8 protein-coding genes and 4 pseudogenes are annotated in these 20120 nt (G+C 39.4%); all 12 read right to left on the minus strand.

Annotation, left to right across the window (positions count from 1 at the left end):
* Positions 1–775, minus strand: a pseudogene (locus BQ8014_RS19005) (hypothetical protein); the annotation flags it as partial.
* A 59-nt stretch (positions 776–834) separates the two neighbouring features.
* Positions 835–1536: a DUF4998 domain-containing protein gene (locus BQ8014_RS17990; RefSeq protein ID WP_160150124.1), complete on the minus strand. Its 702-nt coding sequence runs from the start codon at positions 1534–1536 to the stop codon at positions 835–837.
* Between the two features lie 23 nt (positions 1537–1559).
* Positions 1560–2735, minus strand: a complete 1176-nt coding sequence (locus tag BQ8014_RS17995) for a DUF5000 domain-containing lipoprotein (RefSeq protein WP_080905562.1) — start codon at positions 2733–2735, stop codon at positions 1560–1562.
* 22 nt (positions 2736–2757) lie between these two features.
* Positions 2758–4695 (minus strand): RagB/SusD family nutrient uptake outer membrane protein, encoded by a 1938-nt coding sequence (locus tag BQ8014_RS18000; RefSeq protein WP_080906052.1) that lies wholly within the window; start codon positions 4693–4695, stop codon positions 2758–2760.
* 13 nt (positions 4696–4708) lie between these two features.
* Positions 4709–7894 carry a SusC/RagA family TonB-linked outer membrane protein gene (locus BQ8014_RS18005; RefSeq protein ID WP_369808835.1) on the minus strand — a complete coding sequence of 1062 codons (3186 nt, stop codon included), beginning with the start codon at positions 7892–7894 and terminating at the stop codon, positions 4709–4711.
* 1425 nt (positions 7895–9319) lie between these two features.
* Positions 9320–9529, minus strand: a pseudogene (locus BQ8014_RS18010) (pyridine nucleotide-disulfide oxidoreductase); the annotation flags it as partial.
* Positions 9523–10389 (minus strand): annotated as a pseudogene (locus BQ8014_RS18015) (carboxypeptidase-like regulatory domain-containing protein); the annotation flags it as partial. The pseudogenes BQ8014_RS18015 and BQ8014_RS18010, both read right to left, overlap by 7 nt.
* A 1503-nt stretch (positions 10390–11892) precedes the next feature.
* The gene (locus BQ8014_RS18020; RefSeq protein WP_080905566.1) at positions 11893–13761 is read right to left on the minus strand and encodes an FAD-dependent oxidoreductase; all 1869 of its coding nucleotides are present in this window, start codon (positions 13759–13761) and stop codon (positions 11893–11895) included.
* 9 nt (positions 13762–13770) lie between these two features.
* On the minus strand, positions 13771–16251 hold the full coding sequence (locus tag BQ8014_RS18025; RefSeq protein WP_080906053.1) for a hypothetical protein: 2481 nt from the start codon (positions 16249–16251) through the stop codon (positions 13771–13773).
* A 91-nt stretch (positions 16252–16342) separates the two neighbouring features.
* Positions 16343–18046, minus strand: coding sequence for a RagB/SusD family nutrient uptake outer membrane protein (locus tag BQ8014_RS18030; protein ID WP_080905567.1), 1704 nt, complete (start codon positions 18044–18046; stop codon positions 16343–16345).
* 13 nt (positions 18047–18059) lie between these two features.
* A pseudogene (locus BQ8014_RS20170) lies at positions 18060–18245 on the minus strand (hypothetical protein); the annotation flags it as partial.
* On the minus strand, positions 18175–20076 hold the full coding sequence (locus BQ8014_RS18035; protein ID WP_234998088.1) for a hypothetical protein: 1902 nt from the start codon (positions 20074–20076) through the stop codon (positions 18175–18177). The pseudogene BQ8014_RS20170 and the gene BQ8014_RS18035, both read right to left, overlap by 71 nt.
* Between the last annotated feature and the right edge of the window lie 44 nt (positions 20077–20120).

Here is a 20120-nt window from a genome sequence, read left to right on the forward strand (position 1 = left end):
TTCCGTAGATTCCACCGGGACCCGTTATTTCGGTAAACTGATTCCGTCGTACCAGTTTCCAGTCTTTCCCATTCCATTCGGAAAGAGAACCGGCTTCCACATCGAATTTATGCAAAGCCTCTTGTGTCGCTTCCCCGTTATTGGAATAAACCAAAACGCCCTGACCGGAATACAGGCCTTTCCCATGGGCGCCCTTCAGCAAATCGTTGGGTGGATTGACATCGGAATCCTTATGCTCTTTTTTAATTACATTCCCGTCTTTATACAGCTCCGTGACCTTTAACAAATGGACATCTACCTCATAGAAACCCTCCTCCATCGTTCCGATATACAATTTATTCGCAGGATCAGTCAAATGACGAGCTGTTCCCGTATATCTGCCCGGAGCTTCCTGCCAGGGAATGACCCGCACGGTACCGACACTATCAATTGCATAAGGGCCGATAAACAGTTGGTTCGATTCCTTATGGATCATCCGGTTGGCAGGCGTTCCACCGATACTCTCCGGACGAACCGTTTGCTTATAGTCCGACGATATCTCATACAGCTTATCCGACGAGCCATAAGGCAAGTGGGGACCGTAAGTGATAACCCAGAGGCGACCCGCCCAGGGAACAACTGCACCCGTACCGCATTCGCCCTCGTTATTATAGTAGGCTAAACCGGGATAAATACCCGAAATCGAATCGGCAATAAATTGTGATTGCTTTGAAGCCGAATAAGCAACGTCAAATAACAAAATAAAGAAACAGAAAGAAACTATTTTTACTTTCATGGTCGATCCATCTTTTTTATACATACACCAAACAGAATTCTACCTAAAAACAATTGATGCTATTTTGTAATTTTCAAAAGAACTTTTTCTGTGTAAAAAGTATCAACTGCGGTGGGCTCAGGTAAATAAATCGTTGAATAATAAATAGGTTGCTTAACATCAACATCCGTTAAATTCATCTCTTTTTTCAATATTTCTGTTGTAAATATTTGCTCTTCATTGGAATTTTCTTTTGAAACATAAAATAGTTTTATACCATATTCTGTTGAAGAATAAGCACCTCCCCACGCTATCTTCAGGATAGAATCCCCTATAGCCTCTACTGATTTAACATATTTATTTAGTAGCGATGATGCAAATTTTTCTCCGTAAACATTTGCATTATATTCATCAATAACTGACATATTTTTATATTTGTCACGCGTAACAAGATTTAATGTATAATTTCCTTCAGAGATGATCTTCTCGTTTTTCCCAATAAAAAGTTCAATAGGTTCAGTTATATTCCGATCTTCTGCGATAGGTATAATAAGAGAATCTCCTTTCTGAGACCAATAAACGCATAATTCCACCGCACGAGGATCAGACATCCAGAACTGTAAAAGGAAGCGCTCATTACCGGAATATATCTTAACCGAATCTGATTTCGCTATATAAATTATCTCTCCTTTAGAAAGATATGGATCTAAGCTTTCGTTCATATCTGAACAAGCTGTATATAGCAACAATAAAATTATACTCACGCAATATCGTTTTTTCATAATCATTGTTTTTAATTGTTTTTTTATTCTATCGCTTTACCCCAAAATGATAATTCATTTAAATGCAATGCATTTGTTTTAGTCCATGTTTCTATACATCTAAAGCGTATATAACGAACAGGTATAACATCATCCGGAAATTCGTATTCTTCTCCAGCTTCAGCATAAGCTTTATCTTCCGCTGTAACAACAGTAGATTCATTACCTGAAGGTTTATGGCTCTCACATTCCAATAGCCGAACCCAGCCATCCCAATTTGCCGGATCTTTTACTGAATTGAAATCAGTTGTACCCCAAAACTCAAAATAACGAGGATTATGCAATGAATAAGCATAATTTGTACGTCCCCAGACTTTAGTTCTTGATAATTTATAAATATGCCCTAAATCAACTGTAAAATAAGGTTTCGGATCCCCGGCAGAGAGATAATATTTACTATCATCACCAGTCGCAATGCCATCCCATAACTTATTCCAACCATTACTCCACGCAGAAGCAGCATACCCTGGGGCTAATGGCAATTCTTTGAATTCATTACTTGGTAGTTTCACTTCAAACAAAGGCTTTAAAATAGTGATTAAAGTATCCGTATAGTTTTGATAAATATCTCTGATAAAGATACAAAATTTTTGAGGAATAGTATCTAAACCACGGACAGCACCGCTTCCTTCTTTTTCTTTCGAATAAATGGTTTCCAGATCAATAAATTCATCTTCTTCTTTTTTATAAACCTCAACTACTATTTGTTCGTTTAGAAGGTTTTCCCAAATCATTTTAATTCCGCCCCAACTTTCATAGACATTCAAAGATTCATAAATCTTATAGATAGGAGAATCTAATGGTTCTATTTCTATATAAAGAGGAGCTGATTCATTTTGGCTCCGATCAACAGTTATTAACTCAATTGTTTGTTTCTTAGATTTTCCGAAACCATAAATATAGAGTTCATTCTTAAAAACCGAAGCTCTCTCCTCCTTTATATTACCTAACGTGTTTTTATATACAGCCTTAACATATAAAAGATCTGTTTCATTCGGTAACTTATAGGATATTTTCACTTTCCCTTCCATGTTCTCTACTACCGGTTCTGATATTTGTTGAGGAGCTATATCATCAACCGGATATTGCCCAACATATTCTTCTTTACAACTGCAAAGTAGCAAAAAAAGAATCATTATATTTATATATATATTCTTCATTGTTTTTATTTTAAAAAGATTTTTAATCCCAAAATGGATTTTGAACTAAATTATTATTCACACGAATAGAATAAGTACGTATCGGCCAAAGGTATTCTTTTGTAGTAAAATTTAAATTATCAAGAGTAAGTACTTGATAATATTCTCCTTCATTATTTGCTTCAATATTCCATGCTCGAATTGGGCCAGGAATAATTGATTGAGCTTTTTTCCATCGCCGTAAATCCCAAAAGCGTTTACTCTCAAAACTTAATTCTATCATACGCTCCTGCTGAATAATATCTCGTAAGCCCTCTTTTGTTTCAGGTTTATTAGGAATTTTAGAATGTTTTTCCCAACTATCCAATACTCCATCTAATCCTGCACGCCTTCTCACTAAATCAATAAATCTAAACGCCATTTCGGAAGGTCCGTCTATTTCGTTTAATGCTTCAGCGTATAATAGATATAAATCAGCCATCCGAATAATAGGGCAGCTATATCTATAAAAAACTGCAGCCCCATTGGTATTTACTGTCGTTTTAATATGACTCGGTTTCTTTGCCCAATATCCCGTAATGGAATAACGATAACTTCCGGCCTTTCCTGAAGTTTCTCCTTGTTTCATTGCCATTGGCCAAGCAGCATCAGTGACCGGAGTTTCCCCAACATCTTTATAACGTCCATTACCGAACCAATAACTCCCGTCAAAAGCAAGATTAGCATAGAATCGGGGTTCTCTATTCATATTAATTTTAGCTGTACGAAATCCTTTTTGTATATAGTAAAAGTGAGAATCAGGAGCTTTATCCACGGAAAATCGATTCTCATAATCATAAGAGTTATCTTCTTGGATAGGAACTCCATTATTTGAATAATATAGCTCAACCATTCTGAATGTAGGAACGATCATACCTTTCCATGGAGCCGTGTTTTGCATATTTACAGTAAAAAAAGGCGTTGCATGATATTGATAATTATAGGTAGTGTTTTTCGTCATTCCCCAAATCATTTCTCTATTATATCGATCGGAATAGACACAACGTAAAGTATTCAAAAGACGGGTAGTATCAGATAATGTATATATCGGATCATCAAATTCATATAAATCATGACCAGCTAATAGACATGTATCAATTGCGTTTTTACAAGCGATCGCCGCTTTTTCCCATTTTAAAGCATCATATTGTTGAGGGAATAATTTTGTTCCACGATTGTCTGCCAAAGAAAAATAATCCGGATTCCCATTAAACAAAGGACTAGCTGAAGTAACTAATATTTCTGCCTTTATCGCCAGGGCAATCGGTTGTGTAATACGTCCCATATCGGTAGATACTTGTTCTATTGAAATTGGTAAGTGCGGAACGGCCTCATCAATAAGTTGAATAACATAATTAACACAATCATCCCAAGTATCCCTATAAACACGCACTTCTTCCGTAGTGGCTTCAACCGAGAAATTCGTCTTCATTAAAGGAATTGGGCCATACATTCTCATCAAATAATAATGATAAAAAGCCTTTAGAAATTTGACCTCCGCTATCCAACGTTCTTTCTCTTCGCCCTCAAGTTGAGGTCCAACTTGATCAGCACTCTCTATAAATGTATTGCAATTACGAATTCCTTGCCAAAGATTTTTCCCATAATTAAGCCCATCCCAATAATTCAAATAAGGATTATTACTCGTTTGACGACCTAATTTGATATAAAAAGGATAATAGTCTCCGACGCTTCCAGATGCTTCTTTCATATCTTCAAAATTCCAAGTTTCATCACTTCCCATAATTGCCGGATCCCTTGCAGGCTCCCCGATATTAGGCATATAATTATAACATGTTGCTAAGAATTTTTCAGCTCCGACTTTGTCCCGAAATGCGTAATCTATTGTTGCAATATTATCTGGTGCAATATCTAAGTAATCAGAACAAGAACCACAAATAAGAATAATTCCCAAGAATAGATTGTAATATAATTGTTTCATATTCATTTATATTTTAAAAAGTTACCTGAATCCCTATGTTGTAAACTTTCTGCGTCGGATAAGCAAGTCCATTTCCGGCCATTTCCGGATCCCACATTTTAAAGTTGCTAAAGGTCAATAAGTTTGTCCCACTAAAATAGAGACGGCAATTCTTTAAATAAAGGCGTTTTATCCATTGTTCATTTAAAGAATATCCTATTTCTAATGATTTCAAACGCATAAAAGATCCATCCCTCATAAACCAAGAACTTTGTTTAGCATTGTTTTCAATCACTTTCCCTGATAATCTTGGCCAAAGGGCATATATGTTACGATTATCTTCAGACCAATGCTCCTTTGCATAGGCTTGAAGTAATTGGTTCTGATAAATAATCCCTGAATTTTTTTCTGTATCATCATAGGTATATGAAACAAAAGGAGCTGTTGCATTTACATCAATCCAAAAAGACTCTCTGCCCAATCCTTGAAAAAAACAGGAGAAATCAAAAGCCTTATATCCTGTGGAAAAACCAAAACCATATACAATTTCCGGTTCTGTGGGATAACCAATAGGGACCTTATCTTCATCTGTAATCTTACCATCTCCATCAATATCTCTATATTTAATATCTCCGGCCATATAATCACCAAATTGAACAGGAGAATTGGCAACTTCCTCTTCATCCACAAATAAACGTTCTGCGACAAATCCCCATTGTTGTGATACAGGACGGCCAATATGAGATAACCAAGGAGTATCGGTCTTATCAATATCCTCGTATTCAGTATATTTCGATTTCGAATATGTAAAGTTTAAACGTCCGCTTAGCCACCAATCTTTATTAAACACTTTTTGTATATCCACTGATAAATCCAGACCTTTAGCTTTCGCTACTCCTAAATTAGATTGAGGTGTTGCCATCAATCCCATTGTTGTAGGCAAATAACTTCTCGTTTGTAAGATATTCGTTCTTTTTTCCGTATAATAATCTGCTTGAAAATCAACCATATTAAACAGACGAGTTTCGACACCTAAATTCACTTTAGTCGATTTTTCCCAAGTAATCAATTCATTTGGATATTTACTTATTGAAATTCCATTTACATGATAGCCATATTCATCCCCCCAATCTGTTCCAAAACTAGAGTTATCCATATTTACCTCTGATAAATAAAAAAAACGATGTTCTGTATTACCTATTGCATCATTGCCGACAAGTCCATACGTTCCTTTCAATTTCAACATATTAATATATTGGGAAAGTCCTTTCCCCCAAAAATTCTCATTAGAGACAATCCAACCGACTCCAACTGAAGGGAAAAAACCAAAACGTTCATTTTTAGCAAATCTTTCAGAGCCATTATAACCAAAATTAAATTCACTAAAATAACGAGTATCAAAATCATAGGTAAAACGACCAGAAATACCCAAATTCCGCTGAGGCAACGACTGTGTTAAAGAAGATGCTCCACCATCCAAGCTATTACGGGCTGTAAAGACCAGCAATCCGCTTACACCGTGTTTTTCGTCAAATGTACGATCATAGTTTATAGCTCCTTCGAAATAAGTACTTGCGGTTACTTGTTTTGTTCCCGGTGAATAGGTCAAATAGTCTGTCCCGGTAGTTGGGTTCAATCCTAATAAGGTATAAGAATCTTCATACTTGTCATACCCTCCGACTGAATAATAAAATGGTGAGTATGCTCTAGAAACGTCAAAATAAGAATAACGTGTCGTACTAAATAATCCACGAACATTTAAACCTTCAGTAATAAAATCCAGTTTCTGTTTTAATTCGAATTGTGCTAACATCGTTGTTTTTGAATATTCTTTATATCCTTTAACCATATCAGCATATGGATTTAAATATTTCCCCTTATCATAGTTTCCAAATAAAATATGTTTTGTGTTTTTGTTATATTCGTCCGGAATATAAAAAGGAGGAAATAATACCGGATTTGTACGCATTATCTTTTTATATAAATCACTACCACCATCTAACGGACCGGAATAATCGTCAAATGCCCCATGCAAACGAACAACAGCTTCTGTTGTTTTTGTAACATTAATGTTCACATTAGATCGTAATAAATATCGCTTCAAATCAATATTATTATTGAAATTATTTCTTTTATCCATTTTCATAATTCCATTGTCTTGATTAAAAGTAGCCGCTATATAATAACGAGCAATTTTGCCACCACCGCTCAAATTAAAATTTACACGATGATTTAATGTTTGATTTTTTAACAGATTTTCTTTCCAGTCAATTCTCGGATATACCATCGAATTCTTTCCCTTTATAGTATTGTCTATCTTTTCTCTGGAATAAGGAGCCATATCTAACGGATTACGAGTAAGTACAGCTTCATTATTCAATTCCATATAAGTTATAGGATCTGCAAAATTAACGTCTTTAGTAGGTTTGGAAATTGAAGTCTCATAACGCACGGTGATTGTTGCAGGTCCCTCTTTCCCCTCTTTTGTGGTTACAAGAATCACACCATTAGCCCCTCTCGCTCCGTACAAAGCAGTTGCCGTTGCATCCTTCATTATTGAAAAACTAGCAATATCATCTGGTTGTAAACGTGCTAAATCCGAAGAAGACATCTCTACTCCATCTATTAAGATTAGAGGTCCCTTTGCATAGGTTAATGATGTTACTCCTCTGACAAAGAAAGTTGCATCATCTTGCCCTGGCTCGCCAGTACGCTGATAGGAGATTAAACCAGCAATACGTCCAGCCAATGCAGTCGTCAGATTACTGCTTGGTATCTTCAAATCACCCGGTTTAACTGTTGATATTGATGCGAGAACGCTCTCCTTTTTTTGTTTGGAAAAAGCAACTACGGTTACTTCTTCTAGTTCATCGGTTTTGGGTTTCATTATTATAAGCAATTCTTTTTTCCCTTTTATAGGAATCTCTTGGTCTTGCATTCCTAAAAAAGAAACACTTAATTTATCTTCAGAGGAAACATTAATTTGAAATGTTCCATCCAAATCTGTCGCAACTCCTCTTGTACTACCTACAACAGTGATATTTACACCTGGTAAAGATTCTCCTTGTTCGTCAACAACCTTACCGGAAATAGTGGTTCCTTTTTGTACCACCGAAGGGAATGCAGGAGAGTAAAAGAGCATTCCAATGAAGAGAAAGAGAATTTTTAGAAAAATAGATAAAGTTACCTGGTTTGTTTCCATAAACCATTTGTTTTTCATCATAGCTTTAATAGATTAAAATTTAACAAAATTCAGTTTAGAATCAGATTTTATGAAAATCAGAGAAATGAAAGATCATTCATCCCAATCTCCAAAATCGGATAAGTTCAATCATGGGCTTTTTCAAAGAAGGGTTATTCCCTATAAAATAAATCTGCAAGTTTTCATGAATTTTTCTCTTCGATCGACGATAGGATATTCATTGTTGCCAAGAAGAAATAACATTGTACAAAAAAATAAATCATTTAATTTACACATAATAATAGTATTTAGTTAAACAATCAGATAGTCAATCAATTATATCAATGATTCCTCGCGAATGCTTCTCTATAAACAAAACTTGTCATAGTCGACTAATTATGACGTCATAAACAACTTCGGTTAACAATAATGCAAAATAATTCATGCCTTATAATTCTTCTTCTCGAAAAGAAGGGGGGCGATATTTAAATATTCATAGCTACTATCGAATGCCATTATTTTCACCCGGCAAACAATAAGACGAGCCACCGGATGAAAGATTCGGCATTCAAATGATTTCTAAACAAAAAAAGTTTTTTTAAAAAATTCTTTTCTCGATTACTGTATTACAGGAGAATAGAGATTGTAGGATATAGAAATGGCAGAACATTTTATAGAACCTATTCTATACCATGGGATAAAAAAGAAATAGAAAGCTTTCTTTTAAAAAAAAGATGTAAATATTTATTTGCAATTAAATTTTTTTCTATTTTTACGCCTGTTTTGTAAGCAATATTGACATGCACCCCCTTCTTTTCGAGAAGAGGTCCTTTTAAACATAATTTATCTATAACTTTCCAAACATAGTATGATAGAAAGTAATTCCTATATATTCTAAAGTATTATTCCTTCCTTTTGCTAATATTAGTTCTCTTATTGAATCCACTAAAAAGTTAAATTTGATAGCCTTAAGTTCCCTTATAGCCACTTCTGATAAGGGACTAGATTCAGAAAAATGACTTTTTAAAGTTGGACTTTTCATTTAAGCTTCGCTAGTATATTTATCCTTGTAAGTTTACTAGGATTAATAACATACTTCAAACGCTTACACTATTGTTAATCAGCATATTTTATATTTACGCCGCAAGAAGCGAAGGACATATATAGGAAAAGATATGTTTTCTTTATTGTAGGCATCACAATCTTTCTTTTATAGAATAACCCAAAAAGAGAGCCGATGTTAGAAATCAATTGAACTTTACTCGAACATCCTCTTATTTAAGCATTCTATGTAGTGATAGTACGCCTACTCTATAATAAGTGTTAATACTGGATCATTTCCTGCAACGGTGTACCCAAATTACATGCCTCTTCTAAAGAAATAAATAATGACAGAAATCCTGCGCTTGATTAACCAGATGTACATAATCGGAATGCAACTCTTCCACTATTCTACCTATCTTATTATTTCATTATCGGTTTTTCCTTCAATGTTCCGCCCTCATTGTATTGCTGGTTATTGGACAATCCCTTTTTGCCGACACCTTCCTTCATCAATAATTTCAATTCCTTCAGATGGTAACGGTAGATATCCCGGGGAGTCGCATCGTATTTCTTGCAGAGCGAAGCAGCCATGCCGACTACTTCCCCCATCATGCCCGTNTTCTCGGATATACCATCGAATTCTTTCCCTTTATAGTATTGTCTATCTTTTCTCTGGAATAAGGAGCCATATCTAACGGATTACGAGTAAGTACAGCTTCATTATTCAATTCCATATAAGTTATAGGATCTGCAAAATTAACGTCTTTAGTAGGTTTGGAAATTGAAGTCTCATAACGCACGGTGATTGTTGCAGGTCCCTCTTTCCCCTCTTTTGTGGTTACAAGAATCACACCATTAGCCCCTCTCGCTCCGTACAAAGCAGTTGCCGTTGCATCCTTCATTATTGAAAAACTAGCAATATCATCTGGTTGTAAACGTGCTAAATCCGAAGAAGACATCTCTACTCCATCTATTAAGATTAGAGGTCCCTTTGCATAGGTTAATGATGTTACTCCTCTGACAAAGAAAGTTGCATCATCTTGCCCTGGCTCGCCAGTACGCTGATAGGAGATTAAACCAGCAATACGTCCAGCCAATGCAGTCGTCAGATTACTGCTTGGTATCTTCAAATCACCCGGTTTAACTGTTGATATTGATGCGAGAACGCTCTCCTTTTTTTGTTTGGAAAAAGCAACTACGGTTACTTCTTCTAGTTCATCGGTTTTGGGTTTCATTATTATAAGCAATTCTTTTTTCCCTTTTATAGGAATCTCTTGGTCTTGCATTCCTAAAAAAGAAACACTTAATTTATCTTCAGAGGAAACATTAATTTGAAATGTTCCATCCAAATCTGTCGCAACTCCTCTTGTACTACCTACAACAGTGATATTTACACCTGGTAAAGATTCTCCTTGTTCGTCAACAACCTTACCGGAAATAGTGGTTCCTTTTTGTACCACCGAAGGGAATGCAGGAGAGTAAAAGAGCATTCCAATGAAGAGAAAGAGAATTTTTAGAAAAATAGATAAAGTTACCTGGTTTGTTTCCATAAACCATTTGTTTTTCATCATAGCTTTAATAGATTAAAATTTAACAAAATTCAGTTTAGAATCAGATTTTATGAAAATCAGAGAAATGAAAGATCATTCATCCCAATCTCCAAAATCGGATAAGTTCAATCATGGGCTTTTTCAAAGAAGGGTTATTCCCTATAAAATAAATCTGCAAGTTTTCATGAATTTTTCTCTTCGATCGACGATAGGATATTCATTGTTGCCAAGAAGAAATAACATTGTACAAAAAAATAAATCATTTAATTTACACATAATAATAGTATTTAGTTAAACAATCAGATAGTCAATCAATTATATCAATGATTCCTCGCGAATGCTTCTCTATAAACAAAACTTGTCATAGTCGACTAATTATGACGTCATAAACAACTTCGGTTAACAATAATGCAAAATAATTCATGCCTTATAATTCTTCTTCTCGAAAAGAAGGGGGGCGATATTTAAATATTCATAGCTACTATCGAATGCCATTATTTTCACCCGGCAAACAATAAGACGAGCCACCGGATGAAAGATTCGGCATTCAAATGATTTCTAAACAAAAAAAGTTTTTTTAAAAAATTCTTTTCTCGATTACTGTATTACAGGAGAATAGAGATTGTAGGATATAGAAATGGCAGAACATTTTATAGAACCTATTCTATACCATGGGATAAAAAAGAAATAGAAAGCTTTCTTTTAAAAAAAAGATGTAAATATTTATTTGCAATTAAATTTTTTTCTATTTTTACGCCTGTTTTGTAAGCAATATTGACATGCACCCCCTTCTTTTCGAGAAGAGGTCCTTTTAAACATAATTTATCTATAACTTTCCAAACATAGTATGATAGAAAGTAATTCCTATATATTCTAAAGTATTATTCCTTCCTTTTGCTAATATTAGTTCTCTTATTGAATCCACTAAAAAGTTAAATTTGATAGCCTTAAGTTCCCTTATAGCCACTTCTGATAAGGGACTAGATTCAGAAAAATGACTTTTTAAAGTTGGACTTTTCATTTAAGCTTCGCTAGTATATTTATCCTTGTAAGTTTACTAGGATTAATAACATACTTCAAACGCTTACACTATTGTTAATCAGCATATTTTATATTTACGCCGCAAGAAGCGAAGGACATATATAGGAAAAGATATGTTTTCTTTATTGTAGGCATCACAATCTTTCTTTTATAGAATAACCCAAAAAGAGAGCCGATGTTAGAAATCAATTGAACTTTACTCGAACATCCTCTTATTTAAGCATTCTATGTAGTGATAGTACGCCTACTCTATAATAAGTGTTAATACTGGATCATTTCCTGCAACGGTGTACCCAAATTACATGCCTCTTCTAAAGAAATAAATAATGACAGAAATCCTGCGCTTGATTAACCAGATGTACATAATCGGAATGCAACTCTTCCACTATTCTACCTATCTTATTATTTCATTATCGGTTTTTCCTTCAATGTTCCGCCCTCATTGTATTGCTGGTTATTGGACAATCCCTTTTTGCCGACACCTTCCTTCATCAATAATTTCAATTCCTTCAGATGGTAACGGTAGATATCCCGGGGAGTCGCATCGTATTTCTTGCAGAGCGAAGCAGCCATGCCGACTACTTCCCCCATCATGCCCGTCGTTCGCATGACGCGCACCGTACCCAGGGCAACATGCGTCACACTTATGTTACGACCGGCCATAAACAGATTGTCAATGTTCCGGGAATAAAGGCAACGATACGGGATCGGATAAGGATAAATCGGAGTATGCTTGGCTATGGATTTAAACTCTTTTTCGGGGAAATTGGCCGTATTCTTAGGATCCGGGTAATGAAGGTCGATCGTCCAGGTCGTGGAAGCCGTTCCGTCTTCATGAACCACATTCTTGCGGAGATCGTCTTCCTTCAGGATATAATCTCCCAACAAACGGCGGGATTCACGTTTCCCGGCGACATACGCCACCCATTCCAATTCCAGGTTCTTGTACATATTATTCTCTTTCAGGTTATTCTTCAGATAGCTCCAGTTTGAATAAACGACCAGTAGACCATAGTCACGGATACGTTCAAAGTCCTTGATCTGGTCAAAGTTCATTCCTGTCTCCCAAGTCCATTCTCCCATCGTCACCTTCTCATAGTTCTGATCATTGAAGGTCAGGCCATAGCTAAAGGAAGGAAAACCGGCCGGTTCCTTCTTATCTACCGAGTACCATTGCACCGAGGAGCCCATCGTCATTTTATCTGCTACTTCAGGGGCTGTCTCTTCACCGAACTCCTCCTTGCTTTCGCGTCCCATCGCATAGTCCGCACCGCCCAAATAACCGATCGTCCCATCGCCCGTACAGTCCGAAAATACCGGGGCCGAGAAGCTCAACTCTTCGCCCGTCTCGATATGTTTTGCCTGTATGGACTGAATCGCGCCTCCATCCATTGTCACTCCAAAGGCACGGAAGTTGGAAAACAGGCTGATATTTTTCTCATTCGTTACAACCTCCCATTTCTTTGCATCCTCGTAATAATCGCCGGGCTGGGCGTTTCCTCCCTTTTCCGGTCCGAATTCTTTCTGGAGATTGCCCAGTTCCTTATAAGGGCCCGCCTCGATCCGTCCGCCCAGATGGACACGGATCTCCGAACTGTTGTTTCCCCCTAGTACCGGGCGATCATGGATCAAAGCCACTTTACACCCCAGGCGGGCAGCCGATACCGCCGCGCTGATACCAGCTACTCCCCCACCGACGACCACCAGATCATAACTTCCGGCATCCTGCGGTTGATCCGGAAGTCCCAATGCCTTCCTGCGGAAAGAGGATAGTTGTTTCAGATCGGAAGGCGGCACATCCCGTTCATCGGTCGTAAAGTAAATCGCATCACATCGGCCGTCAAAGCCCGTCAAATCACGAAGGGTCAGTTTCTGCTCACCCTCCTTCACTGAAACCTTTCCGGCGGACTGCCACATCCATTCCGTACCCTGCGTTCCCAGATCGGTCGCCAATCGTTTATTACCGACTAAAAGCGTAAACCGCCCCGGACCTTCCCCCTTATGCCAGGGGGAAGTCCAGTTATACGTACGAACGAATACATAATAGGTTCCTTTTTCCGGGAAAGTAATAGATGTCGTAGCGTCATTCACCGTTTTTCCCAGCCCATGAGCCAGCAAGTAGGAAGAGCCCATCAGGTCCATAAACTGCTGGTCAACTACCCAGCCTCCCTTTTGTTGAAAGCTCTCCGCCTCCACAAAAAGAGAGGCGGCTCGTGCCGACATCACACTTATAAATAACAAAAGAAGTAAGATTGCATTGCTTTTTCTCATAATAATATTCTATTTATATTCCAACCATGTAGTCACGTTTGTATCTGTATCCGAGATGAACCGGATCCAGCGGGCCTGAAAAGATTCAGGGAACAGATCTGTCTGTTTTTCTCCCGGCTGAACGGTATAGACGGCGTATTCCATCCAATCCCCATTCCCTGTCGGATCCACTTCCACCGTTATTTTTACCGGTTTTGAAGATTGATGCGATAAGGTTAACGTACGTTGGTCATAAAAACCAATTAAGTAAGGGTCGGAAGGAATCTTCGCCTTTACATCGGATTCCACCCAAGGACCTCCCTTGCCAACCGGTTTCCCTAATTTCCAAAGGTCGTCGATCACTCCTGCCCATACAGCCGCTTTCCCGTCTTCCGATACAATCACATGCGGATTGTTTTTACCCTCTTCCGGCGTAAGGCCTGTAAAGATAAGCATTCCGCGATAAGAAGCATAGTCGTTGATCCGGTAAGAATGGGAGGCGATCGGACGGATTTTAGCATATCCATCGGCATTTTCGGCCGGCAACTCATAGAAAGTACCATGACAGTTTAACAAATCACGCTCGGTTGCCACCTCACGGCAAATGCGTAATACTCCCTGATTGGTTAGAGAAGTATAGGTCTCATCGCCTAATGGAAGCCGCCATCTGCGTCCTTTATCATCTACAATCAGCACAGAGCCCTTCTCTATCTCAACGGCTTGCTGCGGAATCGCAAATTTCTCCCGGATAAAATCAGCTGTTTTAACATCTTCCTTACGTTCCAGTTTCAGTTGTTCACCCATCTCATAATAACCCGTTTCAGAGACTTTACCATCGGTTGTCGTGTTGGCCAATAATCCGAGCGCCCGGCGGTTATCTCCTAACCCATAGAGTAATCCTCCGGTGGTTGACAAGGACTTGACATCCGTTAGTCCATTAAAAGCTTTATCCGGTGTATTCTCCCTCCAATCTTTCGCTGTGTATGCAAAAGTCAGAGTAAGGATACTATTCCGGTCGGATTTGACCCGTATCCACTCGCCGGTTTCCCCTGATGTGAAATCAATAGTTGCCGATTTTCCCGCTGTCAATTCTTGTGTTTTGAGAATAGTCCATTGATTATTACCTGCTTTATCAACCTCATACGTGATTGTTACCGGAGTAGTCCCTTCATTTTTCACCCAGCTTTGACGATGGGCCCAACCACTGAAGAGAAACGGTTCCGAATATTCATTCGCTTTTACCTTTTCATTCGCCCAAACGGCTCCCTCTGCCGTGGAAGGCCCTAATTCATCCGGTTTGGAAAAGGAAGTAAACCATAGATTTGAATTCGATTGACCGGGGCCTTCGATATTCCCTTTGGCTTTCCGTTTGTTCAGGAATTCTTTTTGGGCGGAGTCGTCACAACCGAAAACCAGTTGATCGTTCCATCTGGCAAAATCACCAATCACTTTCAGATAAGCCGAACGAGGACGGATACCGGCGCTATTTCCCACCGTAAAGGTTCCAGGAAATTTCCAGAACATACCGTGCATTGTCATCAGATAATCCGGCTTTTCTTCCGTACCCACATTCCGGATCCGAGGCCATTCCGTATTCCATCCATGGGCTCCGTCGTAACTATGACTTGCTTTCGGTAAACGATAAAATATCCATCCTCTATCAGGCTCACGAACACCCAAAAGAATGGATTTATGATCCCAACCGACCGCCCAAAGGGGATCAGTCTCCGGATTCGGATTTCCGTAGATTCCACCGGGACCCGTTATTTCGGTAAACTGATTCCGTCGTACCAGTTTCCAGTCTTTCCCATTCCATTCGGAAAGAGAACCGGCTTCCACATCGAATTTATGCAAAGCCTCTTGTGTCGCTTCCCCGTTATTGGAATAAACCAAAACGCCCTGACCGGAATACAGGCCTTTCCCATGGGCGCCCTTCAGCAAATCGTTGGGTGGATTGACATCGGAATCCTTATGCTCTTTTTTAATTACATTCCCGTCTTTATACAGCTCCGTGACCTTTAACAAATGGACATCTACCTCATAGAAACCCTCCTCCATCGTTCCGATATACAATTTATTCGCAGGATCAGTCAAATGACGAGCTGTTCCCGTATATCTGCCCGGAGCTTCCTGCCAGGGAATGACCCGCACGGTACCGACACTATCAATTGCATAAGGGCCGATAAACAGTTGGTTCGATTCCTTATGGATCATCCGGTTGGCAGGCGTTCCACCGATACTCTCCGGACGAACCGTTTGCTTATAGTCCGACGATATCTCATACAGCTTATCCGACGAGCCATAAGGCAAGTGGGGACCGTAAGTGATAACCCAGAGGCGACCCGCCCAGGGAACAACTGCACCCGTACCGCATTCGCCCTCGTTATTATAATAGGCTAAACCGGGATAAATACCCGAAATCGAATCGGGTATTTCAGAATTATTTTTCTGAGTTGAACAACTCAAAGTGGTCAATATTGCCACTCCTAAAGCACAAGTTTTTAAATTCATAATGATCATTTATAGAATAAAGGCTCCTCAAATTTATAAGGATAAATAGAGGAGCCTACTATTTTTAGACTAAAATTATTCCTTCTTTCTTTTAATAACCGGGATTTTGCTTCAAATTCTCGTTAATAAGTACTTCTTTTGTAGGAATTGGCCATAGGTACTGTCTATCGTCCCAAGCACGTTGTGACAAGACCGCAATTTGTCCGGCTTTTTCCATCTCAGTGAAATCAGGAACGCCATCTTCATCAATTTTAGGAGTCGTCGGCCAAAACCAAAGTCCTTTATCCGCCACTTTTTCTTTCAATAAAGAAGCCGGATACAAAATTCCGTAACTTTTGTTTCTCAAGGCCTTGCTTGCCAATTTCCAACGGACAAGATCCATATAACGAAGACCTTCCTTTGCAAATTCCATCCGACGTTCCAAACGTACAATCCTACGTAATTCAGACTGTGTCGTTGTTATCACTTTAGGATATTGACCGGAAGCGGAAACAGGCACACCATAGGCCCGCGCCCGGACTAAATTAATCGCATTCAATACCGATTCGTCAATTTGATTTAATTCGATCTTAGCTTCGGCATAGATCAATAAGACATCGGCATAGCGAATGATAATCTTATCCGGATCGGCATCATTTCCATTCTCCAACCAGGTTTCATCTATTCCTTTTTTCCATACCAACGCATTAAAAGAAGCAAACTGCGCATTCGCACGATTATCATTATTCTTTTGCATCTTACCCGTATTATAATTCATCACGTTGATCGCATCCGGATGCGGATCATAATCAAAACCAAGGTGGCCGGTACCGAAAGCAACAATAGTGGCGCTACATCGTGGATCCCTGTTATCAAACGGCCTTTGAGGGTTAAACAAGGGGGATTCATCGATCGGAAGTCCATCCGTACAGAGAAAAGCGGCTAATAGATCCCACGAAGGATCCATGGCTGCCCAACCTCCCGGATTCCGGGTAATTGCATTCAGAACCGTACCGTTACCAATCGTGACTTTGTTTACAATCGAACGTGGAATGACAAAAATAGATTCTTCCGCATTTCGGGTTGTTGTCAAAAACAAGTTCGTAAAATCAGAGTGCAATTTGTATTTATCCAAATCCATACAGGCCTTAGCCGCTTCAGCCGCTATCGCCCAATCACCATTATACAATGCAAAACGGGCTTTTAATGCCAATGCCGCTCCTTTAGTCGCCCTTTGAGAGCTGGAGCCACTATAAGAAACCGGCAAATGAGCGGCCGCTTTATCAAAATCCTCATAGACTTTCGGAATGATTTCCGATTTAGGAGAACGTCCGATCTTAAAAGCATCTTCTATACTAATTACTTCCGTCACATACACAACATCTCCAAAATGTGAAATCAAACGGGCGTACATACTTGCTCTGGCAAAATAGGCTTCCGACGTATACTGGTCTATCTTTGTCTGTGAAATTCCCATAGACGCCGCTTTCTCCATATTGGCTAGAATCGTATTAGCGCGGGCAATGGCTTTGTATTGATTTGTCCATAGGTCGGTTACCGAACCATCTTGCCCATTTAATGTTCCATTCACAATCGCATGATTCGATTCACGATAGACATAATCATCCGTCCACTCTTCACTGTCCATCGGCCAGAAAACATCCCGATAAAAATCCTTCAAAGCCATCTCTATTTCCGTTTCCGTAGAATACCAATTCTCACTGGAGCCCTCGGAAAGCGGATTTAAATCTAGATCGGTACATGCGTTCAACAAAAGGGTGAAACCGAACGCTACCATTAATATTTTTTGTTTCATAACATTGCTTTATTTAGAAGTTAACAGATAAACCAAAAAGAAGAGAGGTAGTTATAGGGTATGAACCTGTACCCATTTCCGGATCCCATCCTTCCGGGAAATTACTAATCACAAATAAATCGTTTGCACTAAAATAAATTCTGGCTTTTTGAATGCTTATTTTCTGAGTAAGCGCTGCCGGCAAAGCATAACCCAACGTNTACAATCAGCACAGAGCCCTTCTCTATCTCAACGGCTTGCTGCGGAATCGCAAATTTCTCCCGGATAAAATCAGCTGTTTTAACATCTTCCTTACGTTCCAGTTTCAGTTGTTCACCCATCTCATAATAACCCGTTTCAGAGACTTTACCATCGGTTGTCGTGTTGGCCAATAATCCGAGCGCCCGGCGGTTATCTCCTAACCCATAGAGTAATCCTCCGGTGGTTGACAAGGACTTGACATCCGTTAGTCCATTAAAAGCTTTATCCGGTGTATTCTCCCTCCAATCTTTCGCTGTGTATGCAAAAGTCAGAGTAAGGATACTATTCCGGTCGGATTTGACCCGTATCCACTCGCCGGTTTCCCCTGATGTGAAATCAATAGTTGCCGATTTTCCCGCTGTCAATTCTTGTGTTTTGAGAATAGTCCATTGATTATTACCTGCTTTATCAACCTCATACGTGATTGTTACCGGAGTAGTCCCTTCATTTTTCACCCAGCTTTGACGATGGGCCCAACCACTGAAGAGAAACGGTTCCGAATATTCATTCGCTTTTACCTTTTCATTCGCCCAAACGGCTCCCTCTGCCGTGGAAGGCCCTAATTCATCCGGTTTGGAAAAGGAAGTAAACCATAGATTTGAATTCGATTGACCGGGGCCTTCGATATTCCCTTTGGCTTTCCGTTTGTTCAGGAATTCTTTTTGGGCGGAGTCGTCACAACCGAAAACCAGTTGATCGTTCCATCTGGCAAAATCACCAATCACTTTCAGATAAGCCGAACGAGGACGGATACCGGCGCTATTTCCCACCGTAAAGGTTCCAGGAAATTTCCAGAACATACCGTGCATTGTCATCAGATAATCCGGCTTTTCTTCCGTACCCACATTCCGGATCCGAGGCCATTCCGTATTCCATCCATGGGCTCCGTCGTAACTATGACTTGCTTTCGGTAAACGATAAAATATCCATCCTCTATCAGGCTCACGAACACCCAAAAGAATGGATTTATGATCCCAACCGACCGCCCAAAGGGGATCAGTCTCCGGATTCGGATTTCCGTAGATTCCACCGGGACCCGTTATTTCGGTAAACTGATTCCGTCGTACCAGTTTCCAGTCTTTCCCATTCCATTCGGAAAGAGAACCGGCTTCCACATCGAATTTATGCAAAGCCTCTTGTGTCGCTTCCCCGTTATTGGAATAAACCAAAACGCCCTGACCGGAATACAGGCCTTTCCCATGGGCGCCCTTCAGCAAATCGTTGGGTGGATTGACATCGGAATCCTTATGCTCTTTTTTAATTACATTCCCGTCTTTATACAGCTCCGTGACCTTTAACAAATGGACATCTACCTCATAGAAACCCTCCTCCATCGTTCCGATATACAATTTATTCGCAGGATCAGTCAAATGACGAGCTGTTCCCGTATATCTGCCCGGAGCTTCCTGCCAGGGAATGACCCGCACGGTACCGACACTATCAATTGCATAAGGGCCGATAAACAGTTGGTTCGATTCCTTATGGATCATCCGGTTGGCAGGCGTTCCACCGATACTCTCCGGACGAACCGTTTGCTTATAGTCCGACGATATCTCATACAGCTTATCCGACGAGCCATAAGGCAAGTGGGGACCGTAAGTGATAACCCAGAGGCGACCCGCCCAGGGAACAACTGCACCCGTACCGCATTCGCCCTCGTTATTATAGTAGGCTAAACCGGGATAAATACCCGAAATCGAATCGGCAATAAATTGTGATTGCTTTGAAGCCGAATAAGCAACGTCAAATAACAAAATAAAGAAACAGAAAGAAACTATTTTTACTTTCATGGTCGATCCATCTTTTTTATACATACACCAAACAGAATTCTACC

The organism is Parabacteroides sp. Marseille-P3160, assembly GCF_900162725.1.
In the GTDB taxonomy this organism is placed as follows: Bacteria; Bacteroidota; Bacteroidia; order Bacteroidales; family Tannerellaceae; genus Marseille-P3160.

Bases quoted from the DNA above. Each gene is read 5' to 3' on its own strand.
- BQ8014_RS17990 (WP_160150124.1), bottom strand. From the start codon at position 1,536: ATGAAAAAACGATATTGCGTGAGTATAATTTTATTGTTGCTATATACA.
- BQ8014_RS17995 (WP_080905562.1), bottom strand. From the start codon at position 2,735: ATGAAGAATATATATATAAATATAATGATTCTTTTTTTGCTACTTTGC.
- BQ8014_RS18000 (WP_080906052.1), bottom strand. From the start codon at position 4,695: ATGAAACAATTATATTACAATCTATTCTTGGGAATTATTCTTATTTGT.
- BQ8014_RS18005 (WP_369808835.1), bottom strand. From the start codon at position 7,894: ATGAAAAACAAATGGTTTATGGAAACAAACCAGGTAACTTTATCTATT.
- BQ8014_RS18020 (WP_080905566.1), bottom strand. From the start codon at position 13,761: ATGAGAAAAAGCAATGCAATCTTACTTCTTTTGTTATTTATAAGTGTG.
- BQ8014_RS18025 (WP_080906053.1), bottom strand. From the start codon at position 16,251: ATGAATTTAAAAACTTGTGCTTTAGGAGTGGCAATATTGACCACTTTG.
- BQ8014_RS18030 (WP_080905567.1), bottom strand. From the start codon at position 18,046: ATGAAACAAAAAATATTAATGGTAGCGTTCGGTTTCACCCTTTTGTTG.